Annotated in this window: 23 protein-coding genes and 1 tRNA gene; 10 read left to right on the plus strand and 14 right to left on the minus strand. The window is 33.2% G+C overall.

The window, feature by feature from the left end; translation table 11 throughout:
* The first annotated feature begins 4 nt into the window (after positions 1-4).
* The 3 genes from NEF87_RS19660 to NEF87_RS19670 are packed head-to-tail and all read left to right on the plus strand — an operon-like array spanning position 5 to position 4,114.
* On the plus strand, positions 5-550 hold the full coding sequence (locus tag NEF87_RS19660) for a hypothetical protein (protein ID WP_457917173.1): 546 nt from the start codon (positions 5-7) through the stop codon (positions 548-550).
* Between the two features lie 20 nt (positions 551-570).
* A complete protein-coding gene (locus NEF87_RS19665) occupies positions 571-1,494 on the plus strand; it encodes an AAA family ATPase (protein ID WP_457917174.1) in 924 nt (307 codons plus the stop codon).
* 31 nt (positions 1,495-1,525) lie between these two features.
* On the plus strand, positions 1,526-4,114 hold the full coding sequence (locus NEF87_RS19670) for a VWA domain-containing protein (protein WP_457917175.1): 2,589 nt from the start codon (positions 1,526-1,528) through the stop codon (positions 4,112-4,114).
* Between the two features lie 5 nt (positions 4,115-4,119).
* Here the strand turns inward: NEF87_RS19670 and NEF87_RS19675 are convergent, their stop codons facing one another.
* From NEF87_RS19675 to NEF87_RS19715, 9 genes are all read right to left on the minus strand, one after another.
* A complete protein-coding gene (locus tag NEF87_RS19675) occupies positions 4,120-5,265 on the minus strand; it encodes a hypothetical protein (RefSeq protein ID WP_457917176.1) in 1,146 nt (381 codons plus the stop codon).
* Between the two features lie 146 nt (positions 5,266-5,411).
* Positions 5,412-5,933, minus strand: a complete 522-nt coding sequence (locus tag NEF87_RS19680) for a hypothetical protein (protein WP_371803185.1) — start codon at positions 5,931-5,933, stop codon at positions 5,412-5,414.
* A 65-nt stretch (positions 5,934-5,998) separates the two neighbouring features.
* Complete coding sequence (locus tag NEF87_RS19685) at positions 5,999-8,575, minus strand: hypothetical protein (RefSeq protein WP_457917177.1); 2,577 nt, start codon at positions 8,573-8,575, stop codon at positions 5,999-6,001.
* Between the two features lies 1 nt (position 8,576).
* Positions 8,577-9,665 carry a hypothetical protein gene (locus NEF87_RS19690; protein WP_457920139.1) on the minus strand — a complete coding sequence of 363 codons (1,089 nt, stop codon included), beginning with the start codon at positions 9,663-9,665 and terminating at the stop codon, positions 8,577-8,579.
* 49 nt (positions 9,666-9,714) lie between these two features.
* Positions 9,715-10,407, minus strand: coding sequence for a hypothetical protein (locus NEF87_RS19695; protein ID WP_457917178.1), 693 nt, complete (start codon positions 10,405-10,407; stop codon positions 9,715-9,717).
* A 28-nt stretch (positions 10,408-10,435) separates the two neighbouring features.
* Entirely contained in the window at positions 10,436-10,777 is a 342-nt protein-coding gene (locus NEF87_RS19700; RefSeq protein WP_371803188.1) for an ArsR/SmtB family transcription factor, read from the minus strand.
* A gap of 3 nt (positions 10,778-10,780) precedes the next feature.
* A complete protein-coding gene (locus NEF87_RS19705; protein ID WP_457917179.1) occupies positions 10,781-11,584 on the minus strand; it encodes a metalloregulator ArsR/SmtB family transcription factor in 804 nt (267 codons plus the stop codon).
* Between the two features lie 157 nt (positions 11,585-11,741).
* The gene (locus NEF87_RS19710) at positions 11,742-12,620 is read right to left on the minus strand and encodes a PHP domain-containing protein (protein ID WP_371803190.1); all 879 of its coding nucleotides are present in this window, start codon (positions 12,618-12,620) and stop codon (positions 11,742-11,744) included.
* Position 12,621: 1 nt separating this feature from the next.
* Entirely contained in the window at positions 12,622-15,072 is a 2,451-nt protein-coding gene (locus tag NEF87_RS19715) for an ERCC4 domain-containing protein (RefSeq protein WP_457920140.1), read from the minus strand.
* A gap of 225 nt (positions 15,073-15,297) precedes the next feature.
* On the opposite strand from NEF87_RS19715, the gene NEF87_RS19720 reads away from it, so the two are divergent.
* Complete coding sequence (locus NEF87_RS19720; RefSeq protein WP_371803191.1) at positions 15,298-15,576, plus strand: histone; 279 nt, start codon at positions 15,298-15,300, stop codon at positions 15,574-15,576.
* Positions 15,577-15,673: 97 nt separating this feature from the next.
* Complete coding sequence (locus tag NEF87_RS19725; RefSeq protein WP_457917180.1) at positions 15,674-16,090, plus strand: GNAT family N-acetyltransferase; 417 nt, start codon at positions 15,674-15,676, stop codon at positions 16,088-16,090.
* 7 nt (positions 16,091-16,097) lie between these two features.
* Here the strand turns inward: NEF87_RS19725 and NEF87_RS19730 are convergent, their stop codons facing one another.
* From NEF87_RS19730 to NEF87_RS19740, 3 genes are all read right to left on the minus strand, one after another.
* Positions 16,098-16,346, minus strand: coding sequence for a hypothetical protein (locus NEF87_RS19730; protein WP_457917181.1), 249 nt, complete (start codon positions 16,344-16,346; stop codon positions 16,098-16,100).
* A gap of 128 nt (positions 16,347-16,474) precedes the next feature.
* Positions 16,475-16,550, minus strand: a tRNA-Val gene (locus NEF87_RS19735).
* Between the two features lie 55 nt (positions 16,551-16,605).
* Positions 16,606-16,899 carry a DNA-directed RNA polymerase subunit K gene (locus NEF87_RS19740; protein WP_371803194.1) on the minus strand — a complete coding sequence of 98 codons (294 nt, stop codon included), beginning with the start codon at positions 16,897-16,899 and terminating at the stop codon, positions 16,606-16,608.
* A 219-nt stretch (positions 16,900-17,118) separates the two neighbouring features.
* On the opposite strand from NEF87_RS19740, the gene NEF87_RS19745 reads away from it, so the two are divergent.
* Positions 17,119-17,619: a GNAT family N-acetyltransferase gene (locus NEF87_RS19745; RefSeq protein WP_371803195.1), complete on the plus strand. Its 501-nt coding sequence runs from the start codon at positions 17,119-17,121 to the stop codon at positions 17,617-17,619.
* 98 nt (positions 17,620-17,717) lie between these two features.
* Positions 17,718-18,260, plus strand: a complete 543-nt coding sequence (locus NEF87_RS19750; protein WP_371803196.1) for a Rab family GTPase — start codon at positions 17,718-17,720, stop codon at positions 18,258-18,260.
* Positions 18,261-18,298: 38 nt separating this feature from the next.
* Here the strand turns inward: NEF87_RS19750 and guaA are convergent, their stop codons facing one another.
* The gene (guaA, locus tag NEF87_RS19755; RefSeq protein WP_457917182.1) at positions 18,299-19,867 is read right to left on the minus strand and encodes a glutamine-hydrolyzing GMP synthase; all 1,569 of its coding nucleotides are present in this window, start codon (positions 19,865-19,867) and stop codon (positions 18,299-18,301) included.
* Positions 19,868-19,929: 62 nt separating this feature from the next.
* Complete coding sequence (locus NEF87_RS19760; RefSeq protein WP_457917183.1) at positions 19,930-20,886, minus strand: HEAT repeat domain-containing protein; 957 nt, start codon at positions 20,884-20,886, stop codon at positions 19,930-19,932.
* A gap of 130 nt (positions 20,887-21,016) precedes the next feature.
* Between NEF87_RS19760 and NEF87_RS19765 the strand changes: the two genes are divergently transcribed.
* The 3 genes from NEF87_RS19765 to NEF87_RS19775 all read left to right on the plus strand — a co-directional run bounded on the left by NEF87_RS19765 (position 21,017) and on the right by NEF87_RS19775 (position 24,626).
* Positions 21,017-22,096, plus strand: coding sequence for a hypothetical protein (locus NEF87_RS19765; RefSeq protein WP_457917184.1), 1,080 nt, complete (start codon positions 21,017-21,019; stop codon positions 22,094-22,096).
* Positions 22,097-22,218: 122 nt separating this feature from the next.
* Positions 22,219-23,625, plus strand: coding sequence for a hypothetical protein (locus NEF87_RS19770; protein WP_457917185.1), 1,407 nt, complete (start codon positions 22,219-22,221; stop codon positions 23,623-23,625).
* A gap of 83 nt (positions 23,626-23,708) precedes the next feature.
* A complete protein-coding gene (locus NEF87_RS19775) occupies positions 23,709-24,626 on the plus strand; it encodes an alpha/beta hydrolase (protein ID WP_457917186.1) in 918 nt (305 codons plus the stop codon).
* Positions 24,627-24,702 lie beyond the last annotated feature (76 nt).

The raw sequence follows: 24,702 nt of genomic DNA on the forward strand, positions 1-24,702 counted from the left end.
AACAATGCAAACTAAAATGGACAATTATTCCGATCAAAACCAACAAAATAATGCGGTTGAAGAGTTCAAGGCAAAATTTAAGCAAATTTATGCTGGTCCTAATTATGTGGTGGAGGAAATGCTTGAAAATGTACAATCCGATCCCCAACCCCTCGGAAATACTTCCGAAATGCTGATCCAAAAATTTATGATGGAGATCATTCGGAAACTTGTGAAATTTTTGCAATCAAATAAGATTCGGCATGATTTCTTTAAACTAGGTTTAATGAAAGCAGATCCAATCTGGACCCCTGTCAGAAAAATGGTGATTGTAAAAAGAATCGAAGAATTTCGTCAAAAAAAGGTGGTTCAAAAGGGAAAGAAATATGATATTTCGGATCTGAAATCTTCGATGCTTGGAAAAGAAGTGGTTAAGCGGGTTGGATTTGGAAATCGGAATATTTTATCAAAAGTGGAATATGCTTTGGTGACCGAACAAATAAAAAAACTAAAATATGAATCACCAATAGTGATAAAACCTACTACGACCGAGATATTTTTTAAAAAATAACTTTTATGGAGAGAATTCAAATGAGTGCAGAGAATCAAACAAAACCTATTTCAGAATTTGCGAAATTGATGGAATCGAAACGAATTGTTGATATTCGGGAAAATATTAATATTGTAATGGAAGGTCAATATGAATATGCTTATAATGCGATGTTAGATGCGTATAATGCAGGGTTGTTTGTTGGACTAGTTGGACCCGTGGGCTGTGGAAAAACTGCTTTATGTCGGAAATTTGCTTATGATATGAATCGCGATTTTTATTGGGTAACCTTTTCAGATTTAGTGCGCCCGGCGACATTAATCGGTTCATTTGATCCTACACTTGTATTTAAGTATGGTTTTTCAGCAGAAGCATATGTACCCGGACCCTTTACATTAGCTGCATTAAAAGGGGGCGTGTTTTTAGCCAATGAGCTGAATCGGGGTGATGAATATGTGCTAAATAGTATGTTGGATGCAATGGAAGAACGTCGATTATATATTCCCCAATTAAAATCATGGCTTGAAGTAGATTCTAATTTTTACGTAATTTCGGCCATGAATCCCTCTGAAATGCGAGGTACTCGAAAATTACCATCTGCAATAAAGGATCGAATAAAAGTCTGGATTCACTTGGGGTATCCTTCCCGTGCTTTAGAACAAAAAATCATTCAAAGTAATTGTTCAGAATACAATTTATCTGCCATGACTCACGAAAAAATATTAGAATTGATGATTCAGTGTCGTAATGATCCGAATGTTGAAAAACCTCCTAGTCTTCGGACTAGTATTGGTCTGGCCCGATTTGTGGCTGAACGTTCGAAGCGATTAAAGGTTCCTATTGATAATCAATTATTGGCAGATTCAGCAAAACTCATATTAAAAGATTCACTGGAGTTACGTCCAGGGAAAAATCTTGATACATTTATTAAAGATCTTCTAATTCGGGTAGTTGGAGTTGCCTAAATAAATTTCTTAATTGAAGGGATGAGAATCATTGTTAGGTAAAAATCAATCTTTAATTGGGGACCCGCCATGTTTAAACAATATTCAAGGTGTAATTCTTACCCCTATCCAATTTTCCATTGAATTTATTTTTAGAATGCGCAAGTCTAAATCACTCTTATTTAATGTACCAAGTTCAAGACAAGCTCTTGCCATCCCAAAGCTTCTAACGGCCATGTACTATAGGAAAAATATTCTCACTCCTGAAAATTTTATTACTTCTGCTGTGATAACTACTCCCATTGAGGATCAGATTGTTGCTAAGCGAATAGCCACTGAGATTTTATTTCCCGATAACAGATCGATTGATTTATCTGGTTCTACAATCGCCTCACCAACTGCAAGATCTATTTCTGGAAAAAATGTGTCTCAAGTTAAAAAAGAGGATCTATTTGATGATTTTTTAGCAGAAGTTGATGATTTAGGTCTTGATTTGAATGAAATTAATTCTCAAGCTTTTGATGGAACTGCTGATCTCAAAGAATTCGAATATCTTATGGATTTTATCCAAGATTTTTACGAAAAAGCTGCAAATCAGCAAGATCCATTCTTATCTATAGCCAGCATTTTTGATCAGCGCCAAGGGTATATAGATATGTTACATCGAGGCATCAATACTTTACAGAAAGCTCAAGATCATGCCCACCAATTAGTATCACAATCTGTACAACAACTTTCTCCAAAAGATGTTCAAGCTGCTACAAATTTAGGTTGGAGTGATGAGTTGCTTACACAAACGCATGCACCATGGATAAAAATGGGCCTGGAATATTGTGCAAAATCTTCAGAATATGGACAACATCTAATTGATCTTATCAAAACTGCTGATATTGGTACGTGTACAAAAACTCTTCAGTTTATTAAAGATTTGGGTGAAAAAGAATCGATATTAAAGTGTCATGCTGCTCAAATTCAACAAAAAATTAGATCGTTATCTGATGTTTGGGAAATGTCACAGATTTCTGACCAAATCCCTGTATTTAACAAAAAAAAAGTATTTAAACAAAGTTTGCACAAGAATCTCGAAAATGCGTTTGATATAGCTCGAAGAATGTCTTCAAAATTTGATTCCCCAATGGCTCATGAATTGCACGATCAGTGGGCCCAGCAAAATCAGTCTCCCGATTTGGCAGATCTCTATCATGCACAATATCCTGTTCCACAGTGGGATCAAAATTTAACTCAGTTCGTAAAGGATGCTTTGGCTAAAATTTCAACTTCTCAGGACCCTCAATCTCAGAAGAACTCCGCTCAAATTAATGAATTAATTCAAAATCTAATGCAATATTCAGAAAGATGTTTTTATTCTCATTGTGCTGAGAAATTTAAAGAAGAAGCATCTCAATCCGGTTTTGTTTCTTTAAAAAACTGTGCTTCTCCTGAAGAATTCATACACCAAGTTAAATTCCTACTGAAAATACAGATTCCCATGGTTATTAGTAAAATGTATGATATTGGAACTCAAAAAGGAATTTCGGAAGAACGTCTCATGGAAATTATTGGTGGTTCTTTTGAAATTTTGAAGAAGTTATTTGCAAAACAATTGAACTCCCATGAAGTTTTTTCAAAACTTCTTGACACATGTAAATCTTTATCTAAAAGTCAACTTGCTGATCTAACTCAGATAGCGGCAAACAATAAAAATTTCTATGGTTTAAGTGCTTTAGCCCATAAAGATTTCAGTTGTACAATGAATTGTATTTCTGGAATGAATCAAAATGCTCAAAATTTGTTTATTGACAGTTTATCGGCTGGACCTGGTGAAAATCTTCTTTTGCAATGGTTTCATCACCGTCGGAATATTCCAAAAGACATGAAAAAGCGGATTCGAGAATTAACTAAATCCATGTTGATTAGAATTGCTTTGAATATTGTTTCGAATCAAAGGGGAACTGGTGAAAAAGGATTGATTCCCACCTCGAAATTACGGCCTTATATTGAAGGAGATCCAATGGATTTGGTCGATATTGACGCTTCCATTGAAAACATCATTACATCAGGAAAAAATCTTGAACATGTTTGTGGGGATGATTTATTCGTCCAAGATTCTCAAAAAGGGCGAGTATCCATTTGTTTCCTATTGGATATTTCAGGATCCATGAGCGGTGATAAATTAGCTGCTTGTTCCATTGCCACTTTAGTCCTAATTGGGCATCTTAAAACCGAAGAAGTAGCCATTGCATTTTTTGAATCTGATACCCATACTGTTAAATCATTTGATGATGAGAAAGATCTTGATGATATTGCTGACGAACTTCTTGATCTTCATGCACGAGGAGGAACTCAAGTACAAAAGGCTCTTGAATGGGGTCATTCACAACTAGAAAGTTCAACAGCTGAATACAAGTTATGTTTTTTGTTAACAGATTGTGAATTCTTTGAATCTTTTAATGTTGTTAGAAAGGAACTTGAGAAATATGTAAATTTACGCGCTCATTTTCTTCTTGGTGTGAATACACGATCTTATTCAAGAAGCTATGCAAATTTAATTCTTGATACAACCCAAGGAGAATTACTTAAAATCCTCAATATTGCTGAAATTCCGCAAATCATTATGGAAACCTTGGAAAAAATTGGATAAATTGGTTATACTGAAATTCGTAAAGATTTTTGCTTAGGAGCTTCCCTTATATATCCGATGATATACGCAATTCCTACTAAGGAAGCTATTAACTTTGTATTTTCCAACATTCGATCGATTTCTGTATCGGTGCGGAGTAATATTGCTAAAATAATTATACAAAGAATTAGCATATAGAAGCTTCCGGGCATAACTCCAACATTGTCACTTTTATAGATTTTTTGCTCAATGAAGAAATAGATTCCAGCAATAATTAATCCATTTAATGGTGCTGCGATCCACCAATATTCAAAATGTAGTGTATTTAGTAGAATATATTGGACGATGCAAAGAATATACAAGACAATTAATACTAAAAGGCCATAGAATTTATCTTGAATTAAGGAAACAATTTCCATCCCAATACCAGCAAAGATGATGGTTATTGCCAGATTTCGAATCCATTCTGTGGAGTTGATGGTTTGAGTTTCAGGAAACAAAACTACGGATCCATTATATATTATTGCCACAATCGTCACCAAAATGGCAAGAGCTTTGAAGGCATCAATGATATAATTGTAAAATGTTGCCCGTGAATAAGAGCTTACTAATTTATGGGGTTTAATATGGGGAACAACCTTTGGTTGGCCCATCAAGATGATAAAGAATGGATAAACTCCCATTATTAATGCAATGCTGATCATAAATGCTCCAGGGAGGAAAAATTCGAATAAAAAGCAAATTCCACAGATCCAGAGTGCCCAAAAACTGGTGTTATATAGAGGTTTCTTCTTTTTAGGTGTTAAACCGTGTTCGGCTCGGATAAAGAACCATCCCAAAAAGGCAAAAGAATAGGAAAGTATAGATGCCCAAATAATTATTTCTGAAAGTGCTATTTCCCACCCTTTTTGAATATTAATGAATAGGAAAATGCTCGCAATGGCACCTGTAATTGAAAAAATAAGTGTAATTAGGCGACTTATTCTGTCTAAGTATGATGTTTTCATACTCAGATAATCCATGACAAATATAATGACAAGAATTGAACTTTCAAATATGATTATTCGGGAAAAAACATTGAAATCAATGTTTTCTAATGTAATTTGTGAAATTTTGATTGTAATATAGGGGAAAAAGCACACTAACCCAAGATAGTAGTATATTTTCATCATGAATGAATATACTTGATCTATTCGTTCTTTTCCACCGGTTTCACGGGATGTTTTTTTTTCTTGAATCAGAAGTCACCTAAGACAAAAATCGGTTATTAAGATCAATAAGAAATAAGGTGTTAAAAAAAATGGGTATTTTCTCCTTTTTAACTGCGCATGAATGAAGGTAACATAAGATTGAAAATTTGTAATATTTCCTTTAACTTTGATTTTTCATTCACTAATGTACCAATCAATATTGTTTTCATAAGAGAATCTTTGCTTAAAGGGCCACTCGTGAATAGTGCTGATGATGGAGACCAAATGAGCAAATATTTCACATTTGGATTATTAATTAAATCGATTCCTTGAGTTGCTTTTAATTTATCATATATTTTAGCATATTCATCAGGCCATAATCGTCTATCGTTCAAGACAATTTGGACTTTAATTCCATTTTTTGCCCGATCTTGTAAAATCAAAGCAAATTCTTCCGTTATATAAGGTGCAACAATTTTAATTTCAGTTGCATTGGTTATAATTTCCGCAATATGGTTATTCATCTCGTGTTCTTTTCCCGCCAGTCCTCCGGTAAAAATTTTAATTGCTCCCACTAAGCGGAGAAGTCGGTTTTCGAGATCTTCAATTCTCTTTTTTAATTTCATATTTTCGGCTGCTAATAAAGACATAAATTCACCCTTATGATCAATTAGTTCTTGTTATTTTTGAACATTAAGTTTGTTAGTACTATTTTCTATTCTAGTTTTAAAGAAGGATCTCCAATAAAAACGTAGTGTGATTCTCGTAAAATCATTTTTAATCTTGAATCTTCTTCATTCTCATCTGAAAAGCTTTGGGATATATTGAATAATTGTTTGTTGACTTTAAGATGGGCGCTACCTATAGATTCATTAAGAAAGATATGATTAATAAATTCCCCCAAGTATAATTTTAGCATATCATTGAATTCATTAGATATTCGAGCAAAAATTCCAATGAAATGACGTGAGCTGATTGATTTGGTAATGTTATAGATTTGTGTGAAAAATCGTGGGATTGATTTATTACTTTCATCGATTATCCGGACATCTAAAATCAACAAAGGTCTAAAATAGGGTAATCCTTGAAGTTCGTTTCGTTGTTTTGCGTAAGATAACATATCAATTATTTCTTGTATGCTGAGTACCTCATTGTTTGAAGTAAGGAAGTAGGATTGGCTAGGATTCTGATCTAAATAGAACATATTTGCAGAAATGTGAATTATATTATAAATACCTGATGTAATTTCTTTTTCAATACTATCTTTTGAACTATATGAGGGATCAATAGAAGAAAAACGATCTACTAAATTCTGAAGATTATTAATTTTCTCCTCAATAAATTTCCGTTGTATTTCACCATTTTGGAACTTAAATAATGGGCAATATTGTTGTTCTTCCTCGTTCCAAACATGGGGAAACTTCTGATTTAAGTCACCTATACTTAGCATGGTGAATTTCAGATTAATTTCATCTTGTGATTTTCCCACCTTGATTTTTTCCATTGCAAGTTTGGGTTCTCGAAATCTATATCCAAAAGCGAATTTTGATCCAAATGATGATCTTTGATCATTTAGCATTTCAAGAGGAAAATTCGGCTCATCCATAATTACATAAACTTCGGGGGTATGATCCGATCTTAAATTCAATTCTTCAATAAAATCTCGTATATTTTGAGGTAAAAAAAGATAGGCCAACATGCCAAATTGTTGTTGTTCTAAGATAACAGTCTCATTTTTTTCAGAATGGGTTGCATTATCTATGGTCGTGCCATAAACAGGAAGATTTAGATATAATTCATTTAAATATGGTTCATCCCAGTATTCCTTGGTTTCAATATTGTCCATTTTCGAAAACCCTGATTTATAGTAAATTTCGGAAAATAATTTAATCGGTTTTCGGGATGGAATCCTTAATTTTAATAAAATCTCTGAAGGCATCATTCCGCCAATATCCGCTTCTTTTCGGGAAATTCGACGCTCTTTTATACGATTAATTGTAAAAGGAAGTTGTTCTTCTATAAGTTGAATAAAGCATGGGTGATCTTGAATTCCCAATTGTTTAGCACTTAACGTAACTATCTCCAAGTAACCTTCTTCAAAAAACCCTCGATGTAATGCCGCCCACCAGAAGTCTTCTTTTGAAGTAAAAATGTGGCCTCGACATATTAAATAATATTCATTGCGTGCATAGCAATAATCCTTAAAAGAATAATAATCATCAGGAACTATGAGCAAATCTCTGTATTCTTTGATGGCTCGCACAAAATATTTTTTGTCTTTTAAATTTCTGAATTTTTTTGCCGCTTCAGCCCAAATACTTACCAAATATGTGGGAAATCCCTTAAAATTTGTGAAAAATGTGGCTAAATGTTCATACGCAAGGAATGCTGTCTGATAGCTGCCTTGTCTGTAGCAGGTTTTTATAAATTCCCTTAAAAATTTTTTTGCTTTTGATAATTCATTATTATTTTTTAATTCTTCACAATAATTTTGCACGATAGAATAAGCCCAAGAATTTTCTTTAATCATTTGAAGATTTACAATTGTTTGTTGCGTCAAATCTAAATTTTGTCCCGGATCCATAAGATGAACTTTTTCTTTGATCAATATATGAAAAGCTTCTTGAACGCTTTTATCAATTTTATTAAGTGAAACCAAATAAATGGTCTCAATAAATTCAATGTATTTAATAGAACCCTCAAAAAACTGTTGATAAATATTTAAGCTAACACTTTTTAGTAAAATGGGGCGTTGATCATGGGCAATTTTTCTTAATATTTCAGAGAGTTTGGCTAAAGTACGTTCAAAATAATCATTTCGTTGATAATTTTTCTTGAAAAATAAAGACAATAGTAAAAGTTCAATGGTTTCTTTAAAATAATCCGCACGAGCGGTAAAAATTGCTAATGAATCTAAGAAATTCGCAATGCTGAAATCATTTGAAAAGCCAATTTTAACAAGAACTTTGGCTAATCGAAGCCCATTATAAATCAAACGCGAAAAATCTTGAATTAAAAAAAGTATTTCAAATAAAAAATTATAGGCATTATAGATAAGAGGCCAATTAGCATAAAAATTTTTAACCAAGACTCGTAGATGATGCTCCCATAGATCAATTAAAATTGTATATCGGCGCATAATTTCGGAATTAGACAAATTACTTGTCTGTATTTCTTTAATTGTTGTGTTACACAATTGAATTGCCCAATATTGTTGTTCTTGATTTAATAGTTTATCAATATGTGATGAAATTTCATCAAAATCATCGATTACATTTGTACCGTGGATCATATTATTCCCATTCCATCCTTTTTTGCGAATTACGATAAATTTGTGATGCACCTTTCCAAATTGCGTTGGGATTTTGACTATCTTCGAATATTTGCACATTCAATGTGATTGGGAAGCGTTTCTTAATTTGTTGTTGCAATTTAGATTTTAAATTTGGAATTTTGACCCCTTGACCACAAAGAACTATATTTTCGAGCATTATTGGTATTTGATCTCTCTCCCATGCTCTAATTGATCTCATAATAAATTCAATTAGATTATCGGATCGAATATGCGCGAGCTCTGGGATGAAGTATAATTCACTCGCAAGAAATTTTTCTTTGTTGATTGTCAACTGATTTCCATCCGGTAAATAAATTGTAAAATCGTATTCTTGTGATCCTGTAGCAATTTCGTCAATTATTTCATCAATTCTTAAAGAAGATTCAACTACATCTTCCTTTATTTTTTGGGCAATACTATATAGTGGATGAGTGGAAGAATATTGATATTTTTCAAATATCACATCAATAAGATATTGCGTGATATGGTGGCCTCCGATAGGAAAAATAAAATTACTTTCAAAATTTGGAAATCCTTTAAAAATACCTTCAATTCGCGTTGAAAAATGTCCAAAATCAATGATTGTTCCTGTATCTTTTCCTAAGGCGGTCAAAATTGCTGCAGAATTTGGAATAAAGGCAAATTTTGGAAAACTCATAATTTCTTGCAATATTCGTTTTAGTTCATTTAATTCTATTTTTGAAATATAAGATGGATAAACAATGATTAGATTTGATTCTGAAGGGATCCAGCCTTGATTTTTGAAGATTTCAGCTAAAAAATATGCAAAGGATGAGAAATCTTTGGTCTTAAGAAAATATTTAATGAGCAAGGTATCTTTAAATTTGAGTGCTTTATTTCCATAATGACGTTCTTTTCCCATCTTGGATAAACCTGTTTGGGATGAAATTTTAACTATGGGTTCATCTGAATCTGCAAATATTGATGGGTTGATAATTTTAGGCTCATAATCTCCCGCTATACCTATTTTCGTTTCAAAACTTCCTAATTCAACAAGAATGTCAAATTTTACGTCTGTGATATGTATCCCCTAATATTAATTCAAGAAAGATTCCTAAAAAGATAGTGTAAAAGAATTAATTTACATAGATATCATATAATTCACTAATACTCTGTTGCAATTTGAATTCCCGGATTTGCATATTTAACAAATCCATGGTTTTCTTAAAATCTTTTATCACTCGTTTATAATCAATATCACTAAAACGTTCTACTTCATTTCGCTTCATGGAAAAATCTTTCAATCCGGAGTTCAATTTTAATTCTAAGTCATTGATGGATTTGATTAAACTTTCGGTGTTGGATTCATTAATTCTTCGCATTTTTCGTAGAATCGTTAAAATCGAAGAAGATGTTTGATTCCAAAGTGAATATCTGTCTTCATAAGACTTTCCTAATTGTTTAAAAAAAATCTCTGAATCACCCCAGAAATTTCCAGTTGGTGTATCATCTATTTGAACATTGGATTTAACAATCGTTGGTTGTTCTGGAACAGAAGTGGGAGGTTTTAATGTAATTTGTTTTGGTGAAATCAGGGGTTTGCCAATCAATTTCAATTTTCCTTCTTCAGGAAAGGGGGATTCGGAAGGCTGATCCTCTTTAAGAAATGACGGTGTAGAAACTTTTCCAACATCTGCACTCGTTGTGGTTTTTAACTTTGGAATTCCATCATCATCCAAATCACTTAACATATTCTTTAATTCTTGAGTTTGTTCTAATTCCTTTTTTTTTTCCTCTGGATATTTTGAATTATTAGAATCTTCTGACATTTTCCATCAATTCCTTCTTTTTTAACGTTTACCAATTCGATATTGCAGAAAACCATTCTATTAGTGACGAATTCATGCGTTTAAAACTATCTTTTACTAACTCATATTCTGTAAACTTTCCTTGTTTAATTCCCATGATCAAATTCTGCTGTTGAAGAATTTTGATATGATGGGATATTGTGGATTGTGATTTATTCAATGCACCTTCCAGTTCAGTAATGGTATAGCTCCTTTTTTTTAGAAGATTTACTATCGCAAACCGATCTACATTTCCGATTGCTTCGATGGAGGCGCGTAAGTTTAATAAGTCAGAATTATTTGCAAGATTTTCTTTTATTTCATTAATTTCTTGTGGTGTCAAATCATCCATAGATCAATGTTCTCCTTTTTTCTTTATATCTTTTCTTTCTATCCATGCATTCCATAGATCGAGAAAATTTTGAACTTTTTCTTTGTCAATACTATAATAAGTAAATTTACCTTTTTTCCATCCTTTAATTAGACCCTCACTTTCCAATTTTTTAATATGGTGGGATGAAGTGGATTGACTTTTCTTAATCAATTTTTGGATATCGCTTAATTTCAATTGGTGAGTTCTTAGCACTTCTAAAATGAGAAATCTGTCCATATTCCCCAAAACTTCTAATTTTCCAACAAGTGTTTGAAAATCCTTCTCATTATGAATTTTTGTCGATATATGGCTTGTTCTGACCTTTAAATTTTCCTTATTCTTATGCTTTCCTTCTTTCAATTCATCTGAAGCTATCAAATCCTGAATAAGTTTTAATTTATCATCACTCATTTTCAATTTTTGTTTGATGTTGAAATTATGAAATGCTAGTTCAATAGCAGGAAGTAAATCATTAACAGTTTGGATAGGTTTGATGATATAACTTGAAGGTTCAACATTTTTTGCTTTTTGTAATGTTTCAATATCTTCATGGGCAGTAATGAATATAATTGGAATATCATGTTTTTTTTGAATTTCATTAGCAGTATCAATTCCATCCATTTTTCCATCTAATGTAATATCCATTAAGAGAAGATCAGGATTGCTTAATTCTACTTGCTTTATTGCTTCCTCTCCTGAACTAACAATTTTTAATGGTTCATAATTCATATCGCTTAGCAAGCTTCCGATGCCCATCGCGGTAACGATTTCATCTTCAACTATCAAAATTTTTTTGATTATTATTTCCCCCTACTAATTAGAATCTGCTTTGATGGAATAAAAAGATTTGACGAAACTTTATTTAATTTTTTTCTCAAATATATTATAAGTTATTAACTAATTTACTTAAAGAATTTTCTTTCTTTTTTTTCCTATAAGGAATTCAAAAATCATCATTTGAGAATATTTTATGATATTTCCATTCATTCCGATTTATGAAATTAATTTTCCTAATTTCCAATATTCTCTCCTCGAATTGCTTTAAAGAATGGCAATCAGAACCGATAGAAAATGGAATGTCATTGGCGAGAAGGTGATGGAACATATCCAAGTTTGGAAATGACTCTTTCCATGGATAATAAAGCCCACTTAGATTTATCTCATACAACATATTTGAGTTCCTCACCAAATGACCTAATTCGATTGTTGGAAAGTATTGTCTGTATTCGGGAGTGAACCAAATATGATGATTTGTTAAAAATCGAAAAATGACATCTGGATGGGCCACTACATCAAAAAGCTGACTGTGAATCAATTTATGCAATTTATCAAAATATTTGCCAAGAACTTTTGAAAAAGATCCATGTTTTTCAACCAACCATTGTAAATCTCTTAGAACTGTAATTGCTCGGAAATCTTCTATCTCATGGGCACTTCCTACAATCAAATCGAATTCATTTTGATAGTCCTCTAAAAAATTCTGGAGTTGGTCTTCTCTTTCGGGATAATATTCTAATTCCAAGCCTGATGAAATATGTTTGTAGTGTTCTTTTGCTGAATCTATTTCTTCTAAATATTCTGATAAGGTTTCAGGATTTAAGATAGAATTTCGCGTGTTAATGTGGGATTTCTCAAAACATGCCAATTCGTAGTGATCTGCAAATCCAATATGAATCTTATATTTTTCAGATAATTGAGCATATTTTTCAATTGTGGCTCCTGAAGAAGCATCTATGGACCAATTTGTGTGTACATGGAGATCAAAATCCCAATTAGGTGCAATTTTTCGGAATATTCTGTAATGATTCGCTCTATTTGGCATCTCATTCATCTTTCTCGGAATTAACGTTTCCATGGTCTAAATAATCGGCATTTGCATACTTGAAAATATTTTGTGCAATAGCTGGGCCGATATTTGGGACTTTTTGAATTTTTTTTTCGTTGGCATTCAATAACTCACGCAACGTTCTAAATTCAATCAATAAATCTTTAGCTCTCGAAGCATTTATTCCTGGAATTCCAGAAATTATGAATTCTAATTGTTCGGGTATTTTTTCGGGAAATTTTTTGAATCTAATAGAAAAATGTTTTGAAGGTTTGTCTGATTGTTCTTTTTTAGCTAAAGCTATTAAAATCTCAGCTGTTTCTTCAGGGGAGGTTGTTTGATATAAAAATATCCTCATTTTTAACAAAATACTGGTTAAAGTTCCTAATACGGCTGCTCGATTAATTGATGTTATCGAATTTATTCCTCCCTCAATTATTAAAATTGGAATCGTGAATTGAGTCTTTAGCCGTTGAAGTTCGTTAAAAAGTCGACCATCTTTTATTGAACTAATAAAATCCGGAATTGATTTTCGCTCTATTCCACACTGCTCCGATATTATATAATCTCCCGTTGGTAATTTTTGGATTGATACATTTGCATTTCTTTCAGCTAACTCACGTGTTACTGAAGATGCCGTTTCTCGAGAATCAACTAAGATATAAGGTTTTGATTTGTCTAGGGGTATAGAAATCTTTCCTAAATTATCTGATTGGAGTAGATCTGGTGCAGAATTTGGTTCTTTTGGATCATTTTGCAGTTTAGAGTCTTTTTCTTGGGGGGATTTTATTTCCTTATTTGGGTTATTTGGTGTTTTTTTTAAAAATGCAGTTAAGCTCTTTTGCCCCCGATTTTCTGATGAATTTGCCATTGGTTGTATTTCTCTTCGAATATCATTTAAAACTCTTTTCATTTCCTTCTCACGATGTTTTTCAGCCCAAAAATATCCTTCTTCCCGAGTTCCCATGGTTTTAAAAATTATGACTTTTCCCGATCGGTTTCGTCCAGTTCTTCCTCGTCTTTGGATTGCACGAATTTCACTAGGTACCACATCAAAGAAGATTACAACATCACATTCTGATATGTCTAATCCTTCTTCTGCAACTGATGTCGCTACCAATGTATTATATACTCCACTCTTAAACTGTTGTAAAATTTCAAGTTGTTGTTTTTGAGACAAGCCTTTTTCTTTTCCTTTTTTCTGTTGTCCCACAAAGCTATGGGGGTGGATTAATGTATTTTTCTCAATTTGCTCAACGATATTCTTGACCGTATCTCGGAAATGGCAGAATACCAATACGCGGGAGTCTGGGCTTTCAGTGAATTGTTCCATCAGTAGACTCATCAGAAGTGCCATTTTAGGATGATCTATATGGTTTTTGGTGAGATGAGATATTTTTTCCATAACGTCTTGCATCTGAGTGCTCTGAAAGAGTTCCTTTAGCGACTTTCCTCCTTTCCCTTGTTTGACTTGTTCTACATTTTTATCAAGATATGCTTTCAAAGAATTGATTCCTTGAGCTTCCAATAATTCGCTCATATGGGAAATGCGAATTGCATTGGCTAACAATTTCTTACAAAATAACAAACGGGGAAGATCATTTCCTTGTTGTGCCTTAATGATCATTCCATCTAACATTTTTCCTGCTGCAAGTAGATCTTTGCGTGAAATCTTACGAATATCTTCGGAATCTAAAATTTCATTTTTCTTGAGTTCGCTTAAGATTAATTTTTGCAGGTTCTCAAATGCTTTAAGCACTTCGAGCATTTCTTCCGGAAGATCGACATTTTTCCATATCGTTTCCACTTCTTGAATATAGGGTTTCACATCTGGATCTGAGTCAGTTCTAATTTCAATAGCATCAAGATATAGATTTTGCATAACCTCTTTTATTTTCTCTCTATTTTTACCTGGAGATGCTGTCATTGCCAGTATTTTTGGATCATTTGCATTTTGCATATATCGTTTGGCTAAGAAGGTATAAGCATAATTTCCTGTTGCCCGATGGGACTCATCAAAAATCATTAATGATATGTTTTTTAAGGAAATTCGGCCTGAAATTAGATCATTTTGCAATATTTGCGGAGTCATGAAAAGACATCGCGTGATATCTTCTTGATAAAGTTGTTTACGTTTTTCTGGGGTTATGATTCCTGTCATCATTAGTAGTGAATCAGGATCAATGTTGGTTAAATTCTGAAAGGTACGTAAATGTTGTTCCACCAAAGGACGTGTGGGTGCAAGGAATATTATTTTAGTATCATTATTCTTTAACCTTTGTAAACTTAACAGTAGTGCGATTATGGTTTTTCCCAATCCCGTTGGAACTACCACTAAACAATTTGATTTTGTACAAGTCACGAAAATATCGACTTGAAATTTGCGCTTTAGTAAAACATTCTCTTTCAAGAGAGGGTGGTTAATAAATTGGGTATTTGCTATGCAAATTTCACCTCGTACATTCTATATTAAAATCATTTGCTTACTCTTTATAAAGTCCTAGGTTTAGATGCTTTTCTTGTTTATAATCCAAGTAAGAATTAAATGAACGAAATCAAAACATCGATGAAATTCGCATAACCTATTTAAGTAGAAAAAATGAAGATATATTAGAATTCTGTTTTCTGATTGGGTAAAATCAATTGGAATGGCAGTTTTTTGGAGGATTTAATCATGGCAAAGAAAAAAGCAGCAGCGAAGAAAAAAGCACCTGCTAAAAAGAAAGTCGTCAAATCGACTTCTGAAAATCGTAGTTCTTTTATCTCGAAAGCACCAGTACGTCGGTTAATGAAGGGAGAAGGGGCTGGTTTAGTTAGTGATGAAGCAGTCAAGCTACTCATTGAACAACTTGAAAAAAATGCAATTCAAACCACCAAAAAAGCTTTAACTCTAGTCAAAGATGAAAAGCGAAAACGTTTAACTGCAGAAGATATTACCTGGGCAACCCGATAATTTCTTCCCTTTTTTTAATTCAACAAAGTAAATTTCTTTTTTCTCGGTTTTGATGGTATTAAAAAAGTTAAATTGTAAGATTTTCTTTGAGATCTTAATGAAAATCATTAATTTTTCTCCTGATATGTATGAAGAGGTTTATAATATCTGGGTACTAACCGGTCTATCCCTTGGAAGTTCAGATACCAAAGAACAAATAACAAATGTCTATCATCGCAATCCCAATACTTTTTTGGTCGGCATGCTCGATAAAAAGATCGTTGCTGTTGTTATGGGTGGTTCTGATGCCCGGAGAGGTTATGTTCATCATCTCGCAGTCCATCCTGATTATCAACGCAAAAATTACGGTAAAGTTATCATGGATGAGCTCATAAAACGATTTATTTCCCTCGATATCAAGAAAATTCATCTTTTTATTGAAAAATCGAACAAAGGAGTAGAGTCCTTTTATCGAAAAATTGGCTGGATTTTGCGTGACGATCTAAAAATGATGAGTTTTGTTCTTGAAAGATAATTTTTTTTTATAATTCGTTGTTTTCTTTATCTAAATTGCTTGGAAGGGCATGAGGTGGTTTTTGCTTTTCAATCGAAACAAAATTTTCTAACATCTCGCATGAGATTTTGTCTATCTCATTAAAGGAGAGTAGTTTTATGACAATATGGATGATATAGTTAAAAAGATTCTTCAAAAGTGGATAATTTGCGTAGATTGCATAGAAATAAACATTTTGGATAAGCTTTAGAAGTTTCTTTTTATCGTTTGAATTCATATTATTTCATAGGGGGAAATCGCCAAAAATAATAGTCATGGTAAAAATTTTTTAGATTTAGGGTGATCGAAAGTAAAATTATTGCAATCCTTAAAATTAGAGAAAATTGATAATAAAAATGCAAATTATGGTAGGGAAACAGGGACTTGAACCCTGGACTTCTTGCGTGTGAGGCAAGCGAAATAACCACTAGTCTATTCCCCTATTTTTGAAAAGGAAAAACTGAGCTTTTGAATTTTAGAAGATTAAAAAATGTTTCTTAATAGTTTTCATTGATCAACCAAGCCACAGGAACCATTTGATTGGACCCGTCTGGTAAGCTTCGTCGAATGGTTATAGGGAGGACTTTGTGTTCCAATTCATAGGCCGCAATTTCCATCGGATCAGTTATAAGTGGTGGTATATCAGTAAAAGGTGATGCTTGAAATGAAATTTGTAAAGCTCGGGCTCCAATGATTCGCGATCTTTCATATCGAGTAATAAATATACTACCGATCTTGATTCGTTTTTCCGCTGCAGTATAATCCTCATAACGTTTAAGAGTTCGTGACATAAGATTTTCTTCCTTTCGTTCAGAAAAATAATAAGGTAATAAACCATCCGTTTGTAAAAAATTTTATCATTGACCGTTCATAGAACGTAAAAAATTTATCTAAATCAAGCTTAATTTTTCCTAGCGATAAAACGGCGGTTATTTTTCACGAGAAAAAAAAAAAACGATATTGCTCCAGAGACCGTAGAGTTGAAAAACGGAAGGAAAGTCCTTCTGCGTATGATTCAAAAAGCAGATTTAGATGGGATTTGGGAGAATTTTAATGTTGTGGTGGCAGAAGGTGTTTATTTGCCCGTGTACACTCCAGTTATTTCTGATTGGGAAAAAAAAACTTGGTATAACGATCTCTTTGAAACGGGAAATTTTTGTGTGATAGCTCAAGATTTAGAGGGAGTACAAAAGAATCTTGTTGCGGGGCAAGTCACCATTGAAAATTTGAACTGGGAAGCTGCAGATCATGTAGGATTACTTGGAATTATCGTTAATAAAGATTTTAGAAACTTGGGTTTGGGTTGGGCTCTTATTGAATATACTAAAAAGATCGCTTTAAGACGAGGAAAATCAAAATTGAACCTTTCTACGCTTGCGACTAACACTCGAGGGATTCATTTATATCAAAAATGTGGATTCAATGCGATTGGGTTTTATTCGAAACAATATTTGATCCAAGAAGAATATGTGGATGAATTGCTCATGGAATGTTTCCTCGAAGAAGTCTAGGTTGAGTTAAAAAAATCTTGTTAAAGATATTAAAGTAGAAAAAATAATAGTATTATGCAGTAATCATTTTTTATTTGTAAAAGTTGGAGCTCGAATCTATGTCAGAAATCCCTGTTATGAAAGTTTTCTTTGCTGGAGAAGGTGGTGTTGGTAAATCTACTATGGTAGAGCGAATTGTGACCGGAATTTTCAACGATAAACTAATCATGACAATTGGGGTGAATCATGCTGTAAAGACCATGAAGACAGATGATGGGAGAGATGTCACTCTTCAAATCTGGGATATTGGTGGTGAAGATCGGTTTCGATTCGTAGTACAAAGTTATGTAAAAGGGTCATCAGCCGGAGTTATTGCATTTGATACCACGCGGATGTCCACATATTTGCATCTTACTCATTGGTTAGATATCATTCGAGAAACAATACCCTCAGCGCCATTATTTCTTGTTGGGATGAAATCTGATCTTGATACTGCAAATTTAGACAGAGATCAATATAAGGAACTAGTGGAAAAATATCATTTGGAAGAATTAATTTTTACAAGCAGTAAAACTGGAGAAAATATTGAGGAAACTTTTCAAAAACTTGCAAATTGTTTGCCACAAATTCCTCAGTATTACCGAAAAGCAGAAGAAGCTTAAAAAAAATAAATGGATTTCAAAATCCATTTTACTAAAGATTATTCGAATTCAATTGTTGATGGGGGTTTATTTGAGATATCATACACCACGCGGTTGAATCCTTTAACCTCGTTGATTATTCGCGTGCTTATATGTTCTAATACTTCCCAATCTATTTTTGCAAAGTTGGCTGTCATAGCATCAATACTCTCAACAATCCGCAAACCACAAAGATATTCATAGGTTCGAAAATCTCCCATGACTCCAACAGATTTCACTGGGAGGAATACCGCAAATGCTTGCCAAACGTGATTATATAAACCTGCATTTCGAATTTCCTCAATGACAATAGAATCTGCTTCACGAAGAATTTCAAGTTTTTCTTTGGTGATATCTCCGATACATCTTACTGCTAAACCTGGGCCAGGGAAGGGATGGCGTTCAATCAATTCTCTGGGCAATCCGAGTTGTTTTCCCAGTTCTCTTACCTCATCTTTATACAAATCCTTAAGTGGTTCTAAAATTTTGAGTTTCATATCATCTGGAAGTGCTAAATTATGATGTGATTTAATTTTACTGGATGTTTTTCCTCCAGAACCCGCTTGAGATTCAACTCGGTCGGGATAAATCGTTCCTTGAGCTAAAAACTTAATATTATCAAATTTTTGTTCCAGTTCAATGGCTTTTCTTTCAAATACATCAATGAAAGTGTGTCCTATAATTTTGCGTTTCTTCTCTGGATCCTCCACACCTTTCAAATTCGTTAAAAATTCTTCTTCTGCATCGGCTAAGTGAAAATTTGCAAATTTAAATTTATTCTGAAACCAATCACAGACTTGTTCTACTTCATTTTTTCGCAATACTCCATTATTGACAAATATTAAGTGAACTTTATCACCAATTGCTTTTTTCAATAATGCTGCGACAACCGAAGAGTCAACACCACCCGATAATCCCAAAATTACATGGTTTTCTCCCACTGTATTTTGAATATCTTTAATTGCATCATCAATCCAATTTTCAATCTTCCACTCAGGATTTGCTTTGCAGATTTGGAATAGAAAATTCCGGAACATGGTTTCTCCATGGACTGTATGGTTAACTTCAGCATGAAATTGAAATGAAAAGATTTTTTTAGCAATATTCCCCATCGCTGCAATGGGGCATGTATCAGTTGAGGCAAATATTTCAAACCCTTCTGGTAATTCTTCCACTTGGTCGCCATGGGACATCCAAACGATTTCTTCAGAATTTAAACTGTCAAATATGGATGTTTGTTGTTTCAAAGTAATAGTTGCTTTCCCAAATTCTTTTTCATCATGGGCAACTATTTTACCTTGGTAATGCTGACCAATTAAATGGTGGCCGTAGCATAATCCCAAAAGGGGTGTTTGATGTTCTTTGATATAATCCCAAAATTCTTCTAAGGGTTGAGGTGCTCCTTCCTCATAGACCGAAGATGGGCCTCCAGATAAAATAACCCCAATTGGATTTATCGATTGAATTTTACTTTTTGAAGTATTAAAAGGAAGAATTTCAGAATAAACTCCAAGATCTCGAACCCGCCTAGCAATTAAATGAGCAAGTTGAGATCCAAAATCAAGAACGAGTACTGTGTCCATGTACATAAACAGTGTGCATAATTAAAAAAATTTCTTATTAAAGACTTAATGAATATAAAAATGGGTTTCTATGTTTGAGTTTCGATTTTGTCCAAGTAATTTTGATAAATTTTACGTTTTGACTCATTTTTTTCATTTTTGACTAAATTTTCTAAAATCTGAAGAATTTCATCTCGAGTGAGTTGGGTAGTGACAAATTTTTTTAATTTCAAATTTTTCGGATCAGCCAGATATAATTTGAAAAGTATATTTGAAACAGGTTTTCCGATCGCGAGTAATGCTTTAACGGAATGTTCCCGCACTTCATCGTACATATCATTTGTTTTTTTGGCTAATTCTGGACCTGCTCGCGGATCTTTCAGTTTTGCTAAAGCTTTGGCAACATCTCTTCTAACATACCAGTATTTATCCATCTTTAAACGTTCTATTAAGGGTAATACGGCAGATCCATCTCCTATTTTGCCTAATGCGATCGCAGAAGCACATCGTACATCACCATCTGCTTCATCTTCTAATCCTTTTATTAGGGCTGGAACTCCAGCAGGGTCTTTGATATTTCCAATTGCTTTAATCGCACTAACGATAATATCGCTAAATTTGATTCCTTCTTCTTTCAATTTCGCTGAAGCTTCATTTTCTTTTGTATTCGATTGAGCTTTAGGATCACCCACCATGGCATATGATCTTTGATTTGGATCAACCATTTTCATTAGAGATGGGATCGCTCGTTTGTCCTTCAATTTTCCTAAACTCCAACAAGCGTTTGCTTTTACATAAGAATCAGGATCTTCTAGAGCTTTATCGAGTGCTTCTAAGATGGTGTCAAATTGATCTGGATCTGCGATCTTTCCTAAAGCTCGTGCGGCAGAATTTCTTACTACTGAATCGCTATCGGTTTCAAGTAATTGAATTAAAGTGGGGATTGCTTCCTTGACTTTTAGATCCCCAATTTTGAAAATACTTTTTTTTTTTTCAGCAAGATCATTTGAATTTAGATTTTTGAGTAACTCTTGAGCTTCAGACATAAATTAAATTAAAATAAGCTGTTTCTAAATTAAAAATTCACTGAAAATTTTTTGAAATTCATTTTTTTAATGTTATTATTTTTGAGAATTTTGCTCAAAATTCAAATAAAATGCATAAACAAAACACTTGATGGGAAAAAAAAAAAATGTTAAAGTGTCTGATTCTTTAGAGGATTTATTTGGAGTGGAATCAAGTGAAAGAAATGACAATACGGATACGAAAAATCAACCGACTTCAATAAAAGAAAGATTACAACCAAAAAAGACACATGCAGCTACAAAAAAAAGTAAATCTCATCGAATGTTAAATATTCCTCAGCTCACTGGAACAGAAATGATTGAATGTCCTCATGAAATCGATTCAGTTTTTATTACTCAAAAAGCCTTTGATGATATAATAATGATGGCTCGGGCAATAAACGAAATTAGTCGAGAAAGATGGGGATCTGATTCTCAAAAGTTGGAAGTTTTTTGTTATGTACTCACTAATGAATCAGATTTTAAAAATGATTTTCCTGCACGAATTTCGGAAATTTATATCCCTCATCATTCTGCATCTGAGACTGCCGTGAATGTTTCAACTGAAGCAGTAATAGAAGTGGGTGAATATATTAAAGAAAATAAAAAAATTTTGCTTGGTTGGGCTCATAGCCACGGACACTTTAAAGTTTATAGTTCTAAAACCGATGAGCAAAACCATAAAGCATTGTTAAATGATACCTCGAATTATATCACTCTAGGGCACTTTAAGATAAAATATTCTTATGGAATTACTGTTATTGAAGATGGAACTCATTTGGGTGTTATTTTGAGTCAATATCCTTGTGGACATATTGGACGAGTTGAAGACACATCCTTTGATATACAAGGGCCTCGATATTCAAGCAAAGAGAAAGAAAATCGTTATTTGCAAATTAAGGAACAACTGGAAGATCGCGTTGATCTAGTTCGCCCTTCTATTCAACCTTCCCGGGAAGATTCATTGAAAAACATTTCTGAAGAATTTGTTTCTGAATATATACGAAACTTAAGGAAAGCGAAAAATTTATTGTATGATAAACTTCCCGACGATATGGACAAACATTTCGAGCTCTTTCAACGTGTTTTGCAAGAATATGACACACTCCTAATGAGTACTGCTGAGGAAAGTTTTACAAATGTGTCCGAAAAACTTTTGTCGGCGATGAAACAATATAATAACAGTATTTAATTTTTTACACTTTTTCAAAAGTTCTTGTATGATCCAGATATTACCCGCAGATATTTAGCCCCAAACACCATATATTCTGTAGAACATCTCAAGTGGTCAGAAGGTCTAGTGGTGTAAAATCTATGGTTACTCAAAAAAAATTCTTTAAGTGTAATTCATGTGGTCTGGAACAAAATCTAGATCAAAGCGTTCATATCACGTTAAAATATTGTGTTAGCTGTTATAATAAGGAGCAAATTCATCGAGAATCAATGCGAAAGATCAACATGTATATCGCTTTACTAAAGGAAAAAAATAAATATTCCAAAATAAGGCGACAAAAAATCCAAGATATTATAAGAATCAATGAACTCATCTTACCCTTGACTATTTTTCAGCTCGAAGACGGTGAAGTGCTGGATTACTTACATGAATCAAGAAGAAATGCTTTTAAATCTGGATTAAAACAAATCACAGAAAAATATAACCTCTCGTTAAATCCCGATATTATCACTCATGAATTAATAAACAAGTTGGAACCAATTTGGAAATTTAGACGGGTACCTACTAGCCAAAAACTCGATGAACGTTTATCCCCTTTAGATCCGTTTATTGATAAACCCATTAAAGAAAAGCAACTGTTTTTCAAGGATATTAAAAAAGCAATTACAATGCCCTATTTTACCAAAGTGAAAGGAAAATACTTAATAAAACAAATGGCACCATTTAAATTCAAAGATTCCTATATTTTAAAGACAATTAAGACATATCGAAAGGCAATAGAGAAAGCCGCGACCCAACCCGAACAATTCAGACGGTTTTTGAAAGCTCTTGGGATGAATTGTCAATTCCAAACAATTGATGATCGGTTAAAGTTGGGGATTCAAGAGTACGCTAGAGATGTATCTGAGGATCAAATCAAAATTTTAACAAATCGAATGATCTCTGAAATAGATCAAGCTGAAAATTCCTTCTTAATTCCAAATATTGCGAAGCATATTATGGATAATCATGAACGTTTATTTGAAAAATGGTTTTGCTATATTTTACCCTTTGATAAAAGCCGGTTTATGTCTGTTCAAGCAAAAACTGGGAGTCGGACAGATTTTGTTGTACGACTTCAATATCATTTTAGAAAATATGAGCTAAAAATGATCTATGATGCTCTTTGGGAAAGTTCTGAATATTTAGTTCGTGCAAAAACTGAACAAAAATTAGCAAAAATAAAGAAAGATTCATCTCTTGCTCCTGAACAGAAAAAATTGAAAATTGCGAAAGCCCTTGAACGTTTAGAAAAAAATCTTGCTGCTGATAAATTACAGCAAACTCGGGAACAAAATGCTAAAGGATCCCCAATGGTCGCCCGATTTTTACTTTTGAACTCAGAAAAAGCGTTTAATATGGTGTTAGATAAAATCATTCGATATCATTATAAGCGATTGAATCTAACAACTCCTGTGAGTTACATCACCAATGTTCTTGAATCTGGTGCCGAAGAAAAGAAAGGGGAATTAAAAGCTTTTTACATGATTCAATCTCGTGAATGGTAAGTTTGCATTTTTTTTCATTTCTGCTTCTTTTTAATAACAAAGTGAAACTCCCTTTTTAAACATTAAAAGCTACTTCTGTAATTATGGAAAATATTACTTTTACTGATCATGCTGGTGTTAAAATCACCGCATATAAATGGGTCCCAAAAACTGGGATAACTCCGAAAGGTCTTATTCAGATTGTTCATGGCATGGCTGAACATGCCTTGCGATATGATTTCTTAGCAGAAGCACTCACAGATGAAGGATTTGTGGTATATGCTGAAGACCATCGAGGTCACGGGAAAACGATGGAATCGATGGATAAGGCAGGATCTTTGAATCCTGATGGGTGGGATGGTGTTGTCAAAGATTTAAAACAATTAAAGGATATAATGGTAAAAGATTATCCTGATTTACCAGTGTTTATGTTTGGCCATAGTTGGGGATCATTTTTAACTCAAGATTTCATCCAAAAATGGGGTGATGAATTAAAAGGTATTATATTAAGTGGAACTGCAGGAAAACAAGATACTCTTGGCTTATTAATTCTTATTGCTAAGTTACAAGTAAAATTGCATGGTTCTGATACTCCTGCCGGATTAATATATAAGTTAGGTGTGGAACCTTTAAATAGAAGATTTGAACCTGCTAAAAGTGCTTCAGCATGGTTATCAACTGTGGAAGAAGAAGTTCAGAAATATGATGACGATCCATTATGTGGTTATAGACCTCCAAATGGGTACTACTTGGAGATGGCATATGCTATGAAACGTTTATGGAAAAAAGAAAATGAATCCAAGATTCCTAAAAATCTGCCAATTTATATGATCGTGGGTGAACTTGATCCAGTGGGGAATTTTACAAAAAATTTCATGCCCCTAGTTCATCGCTATCAAAATCAAGGAATTGCAGATGTGAGATACAAAATATATAAAGATGCTCGTCATGAAATTTTGAATGATTATTGTCGTAAAGAAGTGGTTCAAGACACTGTTAACTGGTTTAATAATCATATGTAATATTATTTCTGTTTTTCTTTTTTCTTCATTCATTACCCTTTATTCAGAAATTTTTTATTCAAGATGCTCACAAATA

It is taken from the genome of Candidatus Lokiarchaeum ossiferum (assembly GCA_025839675.1).
GTDB lineage: Archaea > Asgardarchaeota > Lokiarchaeia > Sigyniarchaeales > Promethearchaeaceae > Lokiarchaeum > Lokiarchaeum ossiferum.